Source organism: Acinetobacter sp. LMB-5 (assembly GCF_001541635.1).
In the GTDB taxonomy this organism is placed as follows: domain Bacteria; phylum Pseudomonadota; class Gammaproteobacteria; order Pseudomonadales; family Moraxellaceae; genus Acinetobacter; species Acinetobacter pittii.
Window position 1 is genome coordinate 311,930 of record NZ_LRDR01000001.1, and the last position, 15,839, is coordinate 327,768.

The 15,839-nt window shown below is 37.8% G+C and carries 13 protein-coding genes; 2 read left to right on the top strand and 11 right to left on the bottom strand.

Features of this window, described 5'->3' with window-relative positions; all coding sequences use genetic code 11:
* The first annotated feature begins 37 nt into the window (after positions 1 to 37).
* Positions 38 to 1,189, top strand: a complete 1,152-nt coding sequence (gene blaADC / locus AW165_RS01445) for an ADC family extended-spectrum class C beta-lactamase (RefSeq protein WP_060464770.1) — start codon at positions 38 to 40, stop codon at positions 1,187 to 1,189.
* A 69-nt stretch (positions 1,190 to 1,258) separates the two neighbouring features.
* Here the strand turns inward: blaADC and AW165_RS01450 are convergent, their stop codons facing one another.
* From AW165_RS01450 to hemE, 4 genes are all read right to left on the bottom strand, one after another.
* Positions 1,259 to 3,151: a DUF4105 domain-containing protein gene (locus AW165_RS01450; protein WP_060464771.1), complete on the bottom strand. Its 1,893-nt coding sequence runs from the start codon at positions 3,149 to 3,151 to the stop codon at positions 1,259 to 1,261.
* Between the two features lie 61 nt (positions 3,152 to 3,212).
* Positions 3,213 to 3,683 carry a DUF3015 family protein gene (locus tag AW165_RS01455; RefSeq protein ID WP_060464772.1) on the bottom strand — a complete coding sequence of 157 codons (471 nt, stop codon included), beginning with the start codon at positions 3,681 to 3,683 and terminating at the stop codon, positions 3,213 to 3,215.
* A gap of 149 nt (positions 3,684 to 3,832) precedes the next feature.
* Positions 3,833 to 4,627 carry a DUF817 family protein gene (locus AW165_RS01460; RefSeq protein WP_057074388.1) on the bottom strand — a complete coding sequence of 265 codons (795 nt, stop codon included), beginning with the start codon at positions 4,625 to 4,627 and terminating at the stop codon, positions 3,833 to 3,835.
* 5 nt (positions 4,628 to 4,632) lie between these two features.
* Positions 4,633 to 5,706, bottom strand: a complete 1,074-nt coding sequence (gene hemE / locus AW165_RS01465; RefSeq protein ID WP_060464773.1) for a uroporphyrinogen decarboxylase — start codon at positions 5,704 to 5,706, stop codon at positions 4,633 to 4,635.
* A gap of 301 nt (positions 5,707 to 6,007) precedes the next feature.
* Between hemE and AW165_RS01470 the strand changes: the two genes are divergently transcribed.
* Positions 6,008 to 7,246 (top strand): L,D-transpeptidase family protein, encoded by a 1,239-nt coding sequence (locus AW165_RS01470; protein ID WP_060464774.1) that lies wholly within the window; start codon positions 6,008 to 6,010, stop codon positions 7,244 to 7,246.
* Between the two features lie 125 nt (positions 7,247 to 7,371).
* Here AW165_RS01470 and basJ read toward each other — a convergent pair whose 3' ends face one another.
* From basJ to basF, 7 genes are all read right to left on the bottom strand, one after another.
* On the bottom strand, positions 7,372 to 8,541 hold the full coding sequence (basJ, locus tag AW165_RS01475; RefSeq protein WP_060464775.1) for an acinetobactin biosynthesis isochorismate synthase BasJ: 1,170 nt from the start codon (positions 8,539 to 8,541) through the stop codon (positions 7,372 to 7,374).
* A 124-nt stretch (positions 8,542 to 8,665) separates the two neighbouring features.
* Positions 8,666 to 9,421 (bottom strand): 4'-phosphopantetheinyl transferase family protein, encoded by a 756-nt coding sequence (locus AW165_RS01480; protein ID WP_060464919.1) that lies wholly within the window; start codon positions 9,419 to 9,421, stop codon positions 8,666 to 8,668.
* A 10-nt stretch (positions 9,422 to 9,431) separates the two neighbouring features.
* Positions 9,432 to 10,166 (bottom strand): acinetobactin biosynthesis thioesterase BasH, encoded by a 735-nt coding sequence (gene basH / locus AW165_RS01485; protein WP_060464776.1) that lies wholly within the window; start codon positions 10,164 to 10,166, stop codon positions 9,432 to 9,434.
* Between the two features lie 72 nt (positions 10,167 to 10,238).
* The gene (barB, locus tag AW165_RS01490) at positions 10,239 to 11,834 is read right to left on the bottom strand and encodes an acinetobactin export ABC transporter permease/ATP-binding subunit BarB (protein WP_060464777.1); all 1,596 of its coding nucleotides are present in this window, start codon (positions 11,832 to 11,834) and stop codon (positions 10,239 to 10,241) included.
* Positions 11,831 to 13,441, bottom strand: coding sequence for an acinetobactin export ABC transporter permease/ATP-binding subunit BarA (gene barA, locus AW165_RS01495; protein ID WP_060464778.1), 1,611 nt, complete (start codon positions 13,439 to 13,441; stop codon positions 11,831 to 11,833). The genes barB and barA overlap by 4 nt, the downstream gene beginning before the upstream one ends.
* Positions 13,442 to 13,686: 245 nt before the next feature.
* Complete coding sequence (gene basG, locus AW165_RS01500; RefSeq protein WP_060464779.1) at positions 13,687 to 14,838, bottom strand: acinetobactin biosynthesis histidine decarboxylase BasG; 1,152 nt, start codon at positions 14,836 to 14,838, stop codon at positions 13,687 to 13,689.
* 117 nt (positions 14,839 to 14,955) lie between these two features.
* On the bottom strand, positions 14,956 to 15,825 hold the full coding sequence (gene basF / locus AW165_RS01505; RefSeq protein WP_005138336.1) for an acinetobactin biosynthesis bifunctional isochorismatase/aryl carrier protein BasF: 870 nt from the start codon (positions 15,823 to 15,825) through the stop codon (positions 14,956 to 14,958).
* Positions 15,826 to 15,839: the final 14 nt, after the last annotated feature.

Here is a 15,839-nt window from a genome sequence, read left to right on the forward strand (position 1 = left end):
GTACGCATCTTTATTTTTAAACGATTTAGAGTTAATCATGCGATTTAAAAAAATTTCTTGTCTACTTTTATCCCCGCTTTTTATTTTTAGTACCTCAATTTATGCGGGCAATACACCAAAAGACCGAGAAATTAAAAAACTGGTAGATCAAAACTTTAAACCTTTATTAGATAAATATGATGTGCCGGGTATGGCCGTGGGCGTTATTCAGAATAATAAAAAATATGAAACGTATTATGGTCTTCAATCTGTTCAAGATAAAAAAGCCGTAAGTAGCAGTACCATTTTTGAACTAGGTTCTGTCAGTAAATTATTTACCGCGACAGCAGGTGGATATGCAAAAAATAAAGGAAAAATCTCTTTTGACGATACGCCTGGTAAATATTGGAAAGAACTAAAAAACACACCGATTGACCAAGTTAACTTACTTCAACTCGCAACGTATACAAGTGGGAACCTTGCTTTGCAATTTCCAGATGAAGTACAAACAGATCAACAAGTTTTAACTTTTTTCAAAGATTGGAAACCTAAAAACCCAATCGGTGAATACAGACAATATTCAAATCCAAGTATTGGCCTATTTGGAAAAGTTGTTGCTTTGTCTATGAATAAACCTTTCGACCAAGTCTTAGAAAAAACAATTTTTCCGGGCCTTAGCTTAAAACATAGCTATGTAAATGTACCTAAGACCCAGATGCAAAACTATGCTTTTGGCTATAATCAAGAAAATCAGCCAATTCGTGTTAACCCTGGTCCGCTAGATGCTCCAGCATACGGCGTTAAATCGACACTACCAGACATGCTTAAGTTTATTAATGCCAACCTAAATCCACAAAAATATCCAGCAGATATTCAACGTGCAATTAATGAAACACATCAAGGTTTCTATCAAGTCGGCACCATGTATCAAGCATTAGGTTGGGAAGAATTTTCTTATCCAGCGCCTTTACAAACTTTATTAGACAGTAATTCAGAACAAATTGTGATGAAGCCTAATAAAGTGACTGCTATTTCAAAAGAACCTTCAGTTAAGATGTTCCACAAAACTGGCTCAACCAATGGTTTCGGAACATATGTCGTGTTCATTCCTAAAGAAAATATTGGTTTAGTCATGTTAACCAATAAACGTATTCCAAATGAAGAACGCATTAAAGCAGCTTATGCTGTGTTAAATGCAATAAAGAAATAATCTTTTGCTAAAACAAAAAAGGGAGAAATGATTTCATTCATTTTTCCCTTTTTTTATTCGTAATGCTATTTAAAAGAACCAAACATATCCTAGACTTGATTTCATCCAGTCTTGATGATTTTGTTGTTCATAATCCCAGTTTAATCGAACAGCATTATTGCGATTAATCAGATATTGCCACTGCGTATTGACTCTCAAATTCCATTGATTTTGGTCTTCCCAATAGGGCAATTCGATTTGCACGACAGAGTTGAAACGCTCAAACCATTGGTTCATACAACCTAAAGTCGGGCCCATTCCCACACGCCATCCTTTATCTAGATTTGAACCTGTTTGTACGTAGGTCTGTAGTTGCCCATAGCAAATATGTTTGCGCTCATAGTCAGCAAGACTGTAACCGACCTGAGCATTAAAGCTTGCTACACCGTGTTGTTTGTCTTCACTAAAGCTTCCATCATGAATGGCTTCCTGACGCCAACCTAAATTAAATCCCCAACTCAGCGGTGTTTTAAAAGGTTGAATCGGGTTATAAGAGTTCACTTCTAACAAATCAAGACGTTCTAGTTTTAAATGATCATCTCGCCACTGTGCATTACCATTTAAAAATAGTAATTGAGTACCTGCACGATAGCCGCCTTGAGGGTCTATTAAGTCGTGATAGGCTTGTCGATGGCCAATTTCGATAAACTTATCACCTTGCACCTCACCAGCTTTCACGGAAAAGTTACGCGCGTTATGACCTTGAGTCGGTTCCTTTATTGGTCTTTTTGGTTCTTGACGCTGTTTGTCTAAATCAATCTGACTTCTGAGCGCTAAAAGCTGACGTAACTGCGGCTGAGCAACACTTTCTTCTATTTTTCGGCTAATAAATTGGAGGTATAAATCATCGTAAGCCATCTCTAAAATCTTAGCCTGATCCTGCTCAGTAAATGATTTTAAAATCTGAGAAGACTGCTGTGTCGGCATCATCGTAATTTGATGAGCCACCTTCGCCAATGAGGCACCATGCTGATGAGCTTGTGCCAATAATTGAGTTTCTAAAGCAGGTCGATACACAGGAGCTTTGGTAAGTCCCTCCTGCTGCATTGATTTAATAGTTTCCATTGGAATGGAGGCATAAGTAAATTTTTCTTGTAAGTTAGATTCAGGTTTTACTAAATCCACTAATCCCAACAATCGATAGGCACAGTTATCACTCACAAAGTAATAAGGGAAACTCACATGTTGCATTTCCCAAATGTGAGACACCAAGAAACGTGTTTCCTCAGGAGTTAAATTTAGCTCATATTCCCATAAATCACGGCTTTCAAAATCGCCATATTCTTTTACTTTACGGTAATAAGGCATTAGTGAATATTCACCCGGATACTGCCCTGTTAAACCTTTCCATGCATATGACCAGTTGTCGTTGCCTGCCACCGTTGCTGCATAATTTACAGCATAGGAAACTAAATTTAATTGCTGCTGATCTTTGGGGTCTAAACGCAATAAAGTATGCCCAAACATGGAGCTCGGATTGCCCATAAAATCGGTCGCATAAATTAATGTCGCTTTGTAGGGCTTAATTTGCCCAATCCAGTTTTCAAATTCGGTACACTTTACTTGAGGCAATTCATTTTCTTGAATGCCTAATTTTCGTATGAGCCATTGGCTACGTGCAGGGAACTTACAACGAATCGACTGATTATCTTGAGCGGGCATAAATAATGCCGAGATATCCGCTTTCAGTTCTTCTTTTAAGTTATTTTTTCCATTTTCTGATAGAAAATAGCCACCGTAAGTGACCTCACTTTTCTGGTTTTTATTGGCATACATGAGCCTTTGCCATGTAATATCTTGATCTAGATTTTGTTGTTCTGCGATTGACCAATATTTTTGAATAGATGGATTTATATCTGCTGAATACGCAATATTCACTGCCAAAGAGGCAAAAACTAAAACAACTGACTTCATTAAGCTCATCAATTTTTATCATTAAATATAAGAAAAACCCTGCCATACGACAGGGTTTTCAGTTTCAAACTTATACGTAAGCTTTTAAAACTTCATCTTTAGCCATTACAGTTTGTAATGATGCTAAAACTTGAAGCGTATTTTGGTTATTTGCAGAATAGATTTCACCAAAGTTTGCTTTTGAAATTTTAAAGAAACGGTCTTTGTCTTGAGGTTTAATTTGCATTAACTCAGCAAGTACGTTCAGGCTTTCACCTTGGCCTACTGCCATATCACGTGCTAAAGCTTCAGCATTTTCATTTGTGAATGTAACCACTTGCGCAGTTACTGTTCCGCCTTGACGGCAGCCTAAAGTACCGAAAGTGATCCCTAATAATTGGTTAGTAAAAATACCGTTTGTTGTTGCAGCAAGAATTTTAGGCGCTACTCCTTTTTTGCCAGCCCATACTTGTGTACCCACACCACAACCTACGTCGTTGTCAGCCATTGCAACACTTGAACCAGCCGCTAATAACGCAGCTAAAGCTAATTTTTTTAACATAGATGTAAATCTCCAAAATCATTATTGATTGTTTCTTATGTGTTGTATTGTTATGTGTAATTTTTATTACACGCTATTAAAGATAGCGAGATGGTTGTGAATTAGCAATTAAAAAATAAACAATATGATAAAAAGTGCAAAAGAAAAATTTATCTTAAATTCCAGTTACCTTGATTATCTCGATGACCCAATATTTTAAGTACCAGTACTAAACTTAAGAGTAATAATAAATACCATGACCCCAATTTACCCCAGCCCACCATATGCCAAGCATCTACCTGACTTGGATAGAGCCAGATTTTATAAAAAGTACTAATATTTTCAGCAATCCAGATGAGAAAAGCGAGTGTAAACAATACAGGCAACATCGGGATTTTAAATTTATGTTCATTGAGCTGAAAATAAAGCTTAGTCTTCCAAAAAATAAAAATACTGATCGCAAATAAAATATATCGGATATCAGGTACAAAAAATTTACTCATAAAGTTTATATATGAGAAAAATGCCAGTAAAAGCATCGTTCCAAAACTTGGGAGCTTTTCAAAAGAAACTTGAAACAGTCGAATTGATCGTGCAAAAAAACTACCTACAGCCGAATACATAAAGCCTGCAAATAAAGGCACAGTTAAAATTTTAAATACCGCAGGCTGAGGATATTGCCATGATGCAATCGCGGGATGCGTTAAAAATATTTCCATGACCATCGCCATGACGTGAAATAAAGCAATAACTTTGGCTTCTGCCCACGATTCAAGTTTTAAATATAAAAGACAGATCTGAATCAGCACTGCATAGATGAGTAAATAATCATAGCGATAAAAACCCATATATTCATGGCTTCCCATCGGTGCTGTGAAAGCAAAAGCAATTAAAAGCAGAATACCAAACAAGGCTGCCGAAACAGCCTTGCCGATAAAATGAATTGGTAAAGTGAGATGGCGCACAAAAACTATCCTAGATATTTAGCACTATACTCATGTACTGTATCTACAAAGATTTTTGGTTGCGCAGGGTCTACCCACTGGGTAATACCATGACCTAAGTTAGCAACGTAACCTGTTTTTTCACCGTTTGCGTAGGCATCGTCTAACATTGCTTTTACTGCTTTTTCAATTGAAGCAGCCGAGCCATATAAAACAGCAGGATCAAGATTGCCTTGTAACGCTACACGCCCAGAGACAACATTTCGAGCTGTATTAAGCGGAGTAGTCCAGTCCAGTCCTAATGCATCTGCACCAGTGGTAATCATTGGCTCTAACCATTGACCGCCACCTTTCGTGAACACAATAACAGGAATACGACGGCCATCTTTCTCACGCTGCAAACCAGCAATGATTTTATTCATGTAGTTTAAAGAGAATTCGACGTATTCACGGTGTGCTAATGCCCCGCCCCAGCTATCAAAGATCTGGATGGCCTGAGCACCTGCATCAATTTGAGCATTTAGATAGTCAATCACTGAATCTGCTAAATGATCAAGTAAGGCATGCAAAACTTCTGGTTGTGCATACATCATCTGCTTGGTAAAACGGAATTCTTTACTTGAACCACCTTCAACCATATAAGTTGCTAGCGTCCAAGGGCTACCAGAGAAACCAATCAGTGGAACTTGACCACCTAAAGCAGAACGAATTGTACTTACCGCATTCATTACATAATCAAGGTCTGATTTTGCATTTAACTTGGGTAAATTCGCCACATCTTGTTCAGTACGTACCGTTTTTTGAAACTTAGGACCTTCTCCTGTTTCAAAATAAAGCCCTAAACCTAATGCATCAGGAATTGTTAAAATATCTGAAAATAAAATCGCTGCATCTAAGTCGTAGCGGCGTAAAGGCTGCAAAGTCACTTCGCAAGCAAATTCTGTATTTTTACATAGAGATAGAAAGTCGCCTGCTTTTGAACGTGTTTCACGATATTCAGGCAAATAACGTCCTGCTTGACGCATCATCCATACCGGTGTGGTATCTACAGTTTCGCGTAACAAAGCTCGTAGGAAACGATCATTTTTCAAAGTCGTCATTACCAATCTCTATATTCTTTATGTGGCAGCATCATATCAAAAACATAAAGATTTTTATAATTTCAATTTCACACAAAAAACTCGTCAATCTACTAAAAAATGCATATTTACACAAAAGTCTACTGCAAGCAGCAAGGTTTTCTGCAATACTTGCAACATGTTACATCGGGTCTATTGATATTCTTTTAACCACTAAATTGCCAATCTTGAACTCATAGAGATGAGTTATTGGTATTTTTATGCACTTTTAGATTAGATCAAGTCCCTATTGCTTATATGAAAATTCTTAAGGTTGAATTACATGTTTGTTCGCTCATTACTCGCTATGAGTTTAAGTTGTATTATTGCTAATGTTGCTTTTGCTGCTTCAACAACTGAGCAACCCCTGAACCCTAAAAAGGTATCAGCTCCTGTAGAAGATCCGATTGATCCTTTAGCAGTAGATGCAGCTTCAACTGTAAAAGCTCAAGCTTCGACACAAATTACCGCTCAAGAACAAAATGACCTAAATCGAGCGTCAACAACATTACAAAATTTGCAAAAAACTGAAGACCCAAATGCCGAGTCTGGTATTGCTGCATCTACACCAGTAGCAGCTAAAACCACAACTGCCTCTGCTACAACACAAGCACCTGCTGCGTCATGGACTTTAGATAGCTTAAACTCGGCTGAATGGTCTGAAAATATTGGTAAAGGCCAGCTTCCAGTTTATGCTCGTGCGCATGTTATGCTCAATAATGCACATGCATCGCCAGGTGCGATTGACGGCATGAGCGGTAAAAACACTTTAAAAGCAATTTCTTCATTCCAACAAATGAATGGTTTATCACCTACTGGTGAACTGACTAAAGAAACTTGGGATGCATTAGTTGCTAAACAAACAAAACCAGCATTTATTGAATACACAATTTCTGATGCTGATTTAAAAGGTCCATATGCTGAGTCAATTCCTTCTGACTACGCATTACAGGCCAAAATGAAAGGTTTGTACTACACTCGTGTTAGCGAAATGTTGGGTGAGAAGTTTCATATTGATGAAGCTTTCTTAAAGAAAATTAACCCAACTGCGACATTCAAAAAAGCGGGTGAAAAAATCATTGTTCCAAACGTACGCAATGATTTACCAGAAGACATTCATTTGATTATTGCGCATAAGGGTGCAAAACAACTGTACCTCTTCAACAGTCGTAACCAAATGATTGCGTCATTTCCTGCAACAATTGGCAGTACTGATACGCCTTCTCCGACCGGTACTTACAAGGTAGTTGGTGTAGCACGTAACCCTTGGTATAGCTACTCACCTTCTAACTTCGTACAAGGTAAAAACTTAAAACCGCTTTCTTTACCACCTGGCCCAAATGCTCCTGTAGGTAATATCTGGATCGGTTTAAGTAAAAAATCTTTTGGTATTCACGGTACACCAAACCCGTCTTTAATTTCTAAAACTGCATCACATGGTTGTATCCGTTTAACTAACTGGGATGCTAACGATTTAGGTAATAAAGTACGTTCTGGCGTAACTGTTAAATTCTTAGAATAATCCTTTTAAATAAAAATAAAAGAGCCTGCTTTATGCAGGCTTTTTTATTAAATTTTTAATATATCTCAGTGGAATATTTAGTTATTGTTTTGACTATAAACATAACACCAGCCTAGGTTTAATAATTACACAGCAATTTTTGTATTTAGAATATTTAGCATGGTTTGCATCTTAGCTTCTGTTTCTAGCCATTCAGCTTCAGCATCTGACCCTTCAACAATCCCCGCACCAGCATATAAGCGCATTTTATTTTCACTGAGTAGACCACAGCGAATCGTCACTACCCATTCTCCATTACCCTCGGCATCCATCCAGCCTACTAACCCCGTGTAATAATGTCGGTCATAACCTTCATGATCTAAAATAAACTGCTTAGCAACATGAGTTGGTGAGCCACAAACCGCTGGTGTTGGATGTAATTCTAATGCAAGGTTTAATGCATTCGGTGCCTGTTGTTTGAGCATACCTTGGAATTCTGATGATAAATGCAACATTGTTGATGTTTCTAAAATATCTGGAAATTCAGAAACCTTAAGCTCTACACAATGAGTGGCTAAATTTCTAATAATATTTTCAACCACAATTCGATGTTCATGTTGGTCTTTCTCAGAATGATTTAATTCTTGTTGGCTGACGAAATTTTTTTCGGAAATCTGAGATTTGGGTCTAGAACCGGCCAAAGGATTACTGGTTACAATACGACCTTGTTTTGATAAAAGCAGTTCTGGGCTTGCGCCTAGAATATAATTATTATGTTCTACTGGAATCACAAAATTATAAGCATTTGGATTTTGTTTTAATAAAGCAGCTAATAAGTTTTCTGGCTCTTGATGACGGTTGAACTCATATTCAACAGCCTGAGAAAGAACAACTTTTTCTACCTTCTTTTTCTCAAAAGCATCTAATGCTAACTGTACTGTACCTTCAAATTTTTGGCGTTGAATGAGTAATGATTTATTAATTATCTCAATGTTATTACGATTTTTTAATGAGTTAATCGTAGAAGATGCTTGTGTTATTTTTTTATGATCAGCATAAAAATTTAAGCTACTTTTCTTTGTAATATCAAAAGGTATAGCACCAATTAAAACTGGATTTTGATGGCCTTGCTTTTTAATTTCTTCAAAACATTTTGCAATCTCATCATTAAATAGTGCGGTATTTGCTGCAGGTGTATTTAGCGTTTTAACGAATTCGTTCACTTCGAGATAATAATTTTTCGTAGAGAAACATGAAAATTTCTTTTGACCGACATGATCTAAATTTTGCTCTACTGATATTTGAGTCTGCATCATCTGTATATCACCTCTCACATTGATTTTTTTCAAGCAAATTCTGTAGTACTTCTTTTTAAATATAGGAGTATAAAAATACTGAAACACACATTAATGCAAATGATTATTATTATCAATAATAAAATTAGTTTTCAATGCAAGAAATTGTAATTATCTCGTTATTTGTATAAAAAAATTGAACTTTAATCTCTAGATTTATCTCGATTGAACTTTCTTGACTAAGGTAAAAATAAAGAAACTCGCCATCTAGTTGTTTAAAATTTATATTTTTAAAATCAATAATTTGCTTATATTTTAAATAAATTGCTTTAATGATACTTTCTTTAGCAGAGAATATTACCAAATATAAATATGCTTGTTTTTTTTGCAGCTTTTCAATTTCTGCTTGTTCATTTTTATTTAGAAAAACATCATAAAACTCATCTTTCTTTTGAAAAAAAATATAATGTTTTTGAGACTCTATATCGATCCCAAATATTTTTTCTTGAACCGTGTTATTTCTAGCATATGCGATGGCATGACATGATTTTTTTGATCCAACATGGCTAATCCCACCTATCACTCCTTCGGGCCATAGGGGTTCCCCATGTCTACCTTGATAGACAATAGAATGTTCTAAATTGAGGCTTTGTAATGCATATTTTGCTGCTAAGCGCCCCGTCAAGAACTCTAATTGTCGAATGAAGCGTGAGTTTTTTATCTTCGGTGGAAGAAATATATTCAGCTCCTGATAGATATGATCAAGCTGAGGTATTTCTTTGATTTCACTGAGCCGGACTTTATGTATATCTAGCCCGAAAGCTGTTAGCTTTTCATATTGAATATTTATTTCATCCAGGCATGGATTAGCCCCTCTACTTAACTGCTTCTCCGTATTCATAGCCTGTACTTTATTCAATATTCACTGTCAATGTTTCAACGATGGCAGCAATGTTTTCAAGCATCTTTAGTCGGGTCTCGCGATTGAGAAAGTAGAAATGATCCCCTTCAAACTCAATACTTCCTAACCAATTTTCTGTGTGTTGTTGCCATGCATCCATCATTCTCTTATTAGGAATATCAGGGTCCTGTTTGCCATAAAATGCAACAATCGGAACCTCAGTCTTGTGTATATTCTCGCTAAGCAATTGATCGCTAAGATAGAAGTCGTTATGAATGATTTTAAGAAAGAATGTGAGTGCATCCTGATTATTTAAAATTTCGTCAGGAAAATTATTGTATCGCTTTAATTCATCAATAATTTTTTCATCAGTTAGCTCATGCTTGTACCGCATATGTTGAATATAGTGATGCTCAGGTCGGCTACTTATAACGATTAATCTCAACTGATCAATTATGGTTTTTCCATTCAAATAATTGAGTACTTTCCAAATCAAGCCACCTCCTACACTATGTCCAAATAAAATAAACGGTGTGTCTGAATAAGCTTGTATTTCATTGGCAATTTGCATAGCCAATAGATCAGGATCATCAATCAGTGGTTCATTTATTTTTATACCATGCCCCGAATATTCAATAGGAATAATACGAATATTATCAGAGATCTGCTTTTTCCATGGATGATAAATACTCGCGCTACTCCCCGCAGGCGGTAAACAGAACATATTATATTGAGGTTTATTCATTTAAGAATTCTCCAAATATTAAGCATTTTTCTTTTATAAAAAATGCTTAAATCAGGTTTCTGCGCTTTTTTTTTAAACAGAGGTTGAAGCTAAATTTATAGTTTGAGTCGGTTGCCAAATAGCTGAGTCACGATGTGTCACAAAAATAACCGTCGAAGAAAGAGCACGTATCGTTGCAACGATTTCTTGCTCAGTCTCTTCATCCAAGGCAGAAGTGGCTTCATCAAGTATTAAAATCGGCGCATTTTTGAGTAATGCTCGGGCAATTGCGACCCGCTGACGTTCACCACCGGACAATGCGGTGCCTTGTTTACCTACCGATTGATTAATTCCCTCTGAACTACGGTCAATCATTGCCCCTAATGCGGCATCTCTTGCAGCCTTTTCTATTTCATCATCAGTTGCATCAGGTTTTCCTAAACGGATATTTTCAGCCAGTGTTCCTGTGAACAAAATAGGTTCTTGTGTGACATAAGCAATATTCGAGACCAAATCTTCATATTTCATTTGATCAAGAGCTATGTCACCTAGGGTAATTTTTCCTCTTTGTGGATCATCAAACCGTGTAAGCAATTCAAGTAAAGTGCTCTTACCACTACCGCTTGGTCCGGTAACCCATACTCTGTTCCCCAATGTGATGTCGAGAGTCATATTTTCAAGTGCTGGCGCATAGCTAACGCCTTGTACAGAAATATGATGGCCAGTAGGAATTTGAGGATGTAATGGCTCAGGCAACTCAGGTGGATGTGTGATCTGATTAAAGTTGCGCAGTGCAGCAAACAAATCATTGATATGTAACCCTGCGGTAGCAAGTTCACCTAATGGCGCTGCTGCACGTCCAATTAAGACGAGTAATGCCAACACCAAAGCAGCATGATTGACACCAGCAAGTACCAGATAAGTTGCCATCCCAGCAATCGGTAAAACACTTGCCAAGGTTGCAACAAAACTTGCAAATGCAGCAGCACGGTTGATCCGTACTAATGTCTCTTCTTGCTCTTCCCAACGATGTTCTAGCCTTTGGACCGCACGTTCTGGTCCCGCGGCTGTGCGTAATAACTCAACATGATCAACCAATTCCAGCGTTGCTTTTGAAGCCGCTAAATCGGCAGTATTACGTTTTTTATCAATATGCATGAGTGCACGTTGTGCTAGGAATTGAGCAAATAAAGAGAGTAAAAGTAAGCCTAAAGCGACAAATGCTACGCCTGCTCCAGCAAGCAGGCCTATTCCTATTGTTAGAAATAAAGGCATAAAAGGCGCATGTAAAAAGGTTTGCAATTGATGAGCAGGAATACTCATAAACCCAGGAATTCCCTGTCCAGCAATCGTCTTAATCTGAGCACGCTGTTCATTGGTAAACCAAGAGAGCTTAGCACGAGCTAAAGATTTGCCTAACTCAGCAAATAGGTCCCCTGCTAAACGCACACCCGTGAGGAAGCCAGCACGAGTGACTATAACTGTCACTAATATTGCTACAATTGCACTGATGAGAACCCAGCTTGGTGACCATTGATTGACAATTGCAAATGCCAATACGGTATATGCGATTGCTTCAATTGCGGCAACAATGATCCATCCGATACCAACAATAATTAATTTTTGTTTGGCTGCACGAGGAAGCATCGAAAAAATCTGATCTTTATTTAATTTAGCAGCATTATTCATAAAGATTTCCCTGAGTCAGTTGGGCCGTTAAGCACTAACCTGCTGTCGGCATGAGCAGCTAAGGCAAGATCATGAGTGACCATGACGATGGTTTTATTCTGGTTTTTAGCTAAGTCGCTTAATTCCAATATTATTTTTGTCGCATTGGTCTGGTCGAGTGCGCTCGTCGGCTCATCTAATAAAATAATAGGAGCTGAGGATAAAAACGCACGCGCTATTCCTATGCGCTGTTTTTCACCGCCTGAAAGTAAAGTTGCATCTGCATTTAAATCTACTTTTAATTGGGCCTTGAGTAATGCCTGCTCAAGTTGTTCATCATTTGCATTAATGGCAGATAAGGACAAGTTTTCTCTTACTGTGGCCGGTAATACATCTCCACCTTGTGGAATAAACAAAACCTTTTCATGTCTTAGTTTTTCATGTAATTGCAAAATATCTGTTTTTGCTAATTGAACGACACCTTCTTGCAATACAGCGAACCCAGCAAGTGCTCGCAGTAAGGTTGTTTTTCCAACTCCACTCGGTCCCGTAATTGCAGTCATTGAATTTTTTGGAAATGCATAACTTAATCGATCCAATACTTTTTGATTTTCAATTGCAAAGCTTGCATTAACTATTTCAAGTGTTACATCTTGCTCAATCTGTTGTAGATTGCCCGATGAGAGTACTGGCTCTTTTAAGAATGCAGATAAACGACTAGCTGCAGCTCGCCCAGCAGCGACATAATCAAGACCATGCCCTAAACGTAGTGAAGGTGTCACGATGGCCAAGCTATAGAAAAGTGTTGCAGCCAAGGTCATGCTGTCGTATTGATAAGCTACAAAATAGGCTATGGCAAAGGTTGCAACAGCTTGTAGTAATGCAGTGGCAACAGCAGCGAGTGTTGCGACTTTACTCACCCAAGACACCATATTTTGAGTGAAATTTTGTGCTGATTGAGTATAGGCTGTTAAAGCGCCTGATTGTTGCCCATATATTCGATTATCACGAATGCCGCGAGCATAATCATCAGCAGAACCAATAATATCTAACATGACCTGCATACGTGCAGCGCCATCCCGTTTTGATACATGGGGAACAATAATTAAATAATAGAGTGAAGCAATTGCACCCGGTAATAATACCCAAAGGGCCATCGGGCCAACCAACACAATTAATAAAACAATAGAAACTAAAGGGATTACAGCAAAAATCGCAATTTCTGACGGTAAATGCGCCACCATATGATGTAAGGTTGCGATATCATCTGAAACCAGTCGTTTTAAGCTTTGGTCACCCTGTTTTGATAGGGTTGTGGTCGGTAACCGAATTAAATGATGAGCAATTTGACGACGTAATCGTGCCGAAAATCCAGCCTCTGCATCATGCACTAACCATGAAGCCAGTGCTGCCAATGCTGCCCCAACTATCCAAAAAACCGCTGAAAAGATTACCCAATAAGAAGATAAATAACCAATCAACTGAATCATGCCCCACAGAGCAGTTAAAATGGCTAAACCAGAAAATACGGCAGCAAGCGTTCCTGCAAATAATTTAGGAAATGCTGGCTTGAGTGCAGGTGCCAAGGAAGAGTCTGTCACCAGATGAGATAACTTTAAATCAGACATACTTATCTCTCTTTATATTCATAAAAAAAGCGGTACTTAAAATGAAATCTCGCTTCAATTGACCAGCAAGAATTGCCATTTCCGGCTTTAAAAAAGCATGAATAAGAAAATCATATAAAAAGTATTTTTTTAAAAACTTTAATTGCATCAAAAACTTCCTAACCACCCTATCAAAATATTTTTAGATCATTTTCTAGACTGTAAAAATTAATATGGATTTGTCTAAATCATCTTGATTGATATGACTAAAAACCAACTGTACGTTTAGAGCTACCTTGTAAATCAAAAATAACGTCGTCAATTAAGCTATCAATCTGACGTGTATCTCGGTGATGTGCCGTAGTAATTAAATGAGCCATATTTCCAGAGGTTGCCAGATAATGCTTTTTCCAGATGTGTTCAGAAGGACACGGAAATACCACAGTGATTGAATTCGGATTCCGCCAAGCAGGAATTCCCACTGCCTGAAAGCGATCAACTGCGTACTGGGCCATTTTTAGACAATGTTGAATTCTATGTCGTCTTTGTAAATTAGTTTGGCTACGTATGGCCGCCCACATCAACAAGACAGTATGGCCATTGCGAGAACCACTTATGGTTTGATCACGTGTAGAGATATAGTCAACATCTACCGATATACGCTCTACATTTTGGCGCTTGGCCACAACAATGCCACATGGAATCGGTGAACCAATCATTTTATGACCAGACACACAAATCGAGTCGATGCCATGAGCAAAGGAAAACGCTTGAGGATGATCAACAAAAGGTAAAATCATGCCACTCAAGGCAGCGTCGGCATGAATATAATAATCTCGGCGTATGATTCCGATTTGCGCTAAGCGCTCTTGAATCATTTCAATATCATCAATTGCGCCCGTCATGGTCGTACCAATATTTGCAAAAATAATGGGGTGACTTTCTTTATTGGTTTTTATTTTATGGATTAAATCATCATAGTCGATTTCACCATTATCCAATGATTCGATCACACAAGATTTCATCTGCAATAATTTGGCGATTTTTCCAACCGAATAATGCGTATCTTTTGAGTAATATAATGTGGAATCTGGAAATAGCTCACGCGCCAGATAGCAGCCAAACATATTACCTTCTGTGCCACCATTGGTCACATATCCCCAGCTTTCTTCAAAGGGAATTTGAAAAATTTCAGCAAAATATGCCATCACATCTTTTTCAAAATCAAAAGAATTCAATGCGTAATTGCTATAGTCTTTCCAATCACCACAATTATTAATAGAGAATTTGAAAAAACGGAATAAAGCTGAATAATCAAAATCTGCAGATTCAGGATATCCAATATTGAAGTATTGATGTTTTAAACAGTAATTCCAGAATGTCTCTATTTTCTCTTGATCAGCAGGCGATAAAATCATTTTTTGCTCCGTTAATATGACGATTACAAGTCGTCTAAGGAGTCGCTATGAAAGATATAAATTTTATGTATAAATTTAGCGACCAGGATTTGTCGTATGCCTTATGATGGCAACCCTCTACCCTGCAATCCTTTGCCGTGCATCAACCAATGACCACCAATTTGATAAAGTGGGTGTGCGTCCTAATTCTTCAAAACTAATATTGATTCCTTGTGCTTTGAGTTCCGAAGAAAACTGCATAATTCGTAATGAGTCCAATCCATAAAGAATCAGGTTTTCTTCGGGATCTAATTCATCTTCTTCAATCAGTTGCTGGACCTTTTGCTCTAGCCAAGGTCGTGTAATGCCTGTTGCCACCTGCCCCACTACAGATTCGGTATCAATGACTTGACCACAACGTGAAGACACATATTTCAAAGCTAAGCGGTGTTCTTCTTCTGAAAAATCGGCAACTGCATCCCCAACCAGAAAGGGTTGTATGTCGCTCATAAAAGCTTCAATTGCCGTAACCATACACCCGATATGAGCATAGACTCCGCCAATAATGAGCTGATCACGATTCCAGTTTTGCATTCTTTCTAGCAAATCCGAACGTTTAAACGCGCTATAACGCCATTTCGTTAAGACAATGTCATGTTCAGCAGGAGAAAGTTGATCAATAATTTTTTGCTGATCGATTGTTGAGGCTGGCAAACCCGGTCCCCACATCGCATTCAGTAATGCTCGATCTGCCACTGGCTGCTCATAAGGCTGTGCGGTATAGACAACAGGAACATTGTTCTGATGTGCCCAAGTTCTTAGTTGAACTAAATGATTAACAACCGTTTTAATTAATTCACTTTCAGCATCGTAAAAATTTAAAAAGTAACGCTGCATATCATGAATTAATAAAACTGCTCGAGAAGGATCTAACTGCCAGTCTGTTTTATTATTTGGATAACTCTCTCGTTTGGGCATGAGATAAGTAGAAATTTTTGAAATAGCCATATGCTGCTCAATAT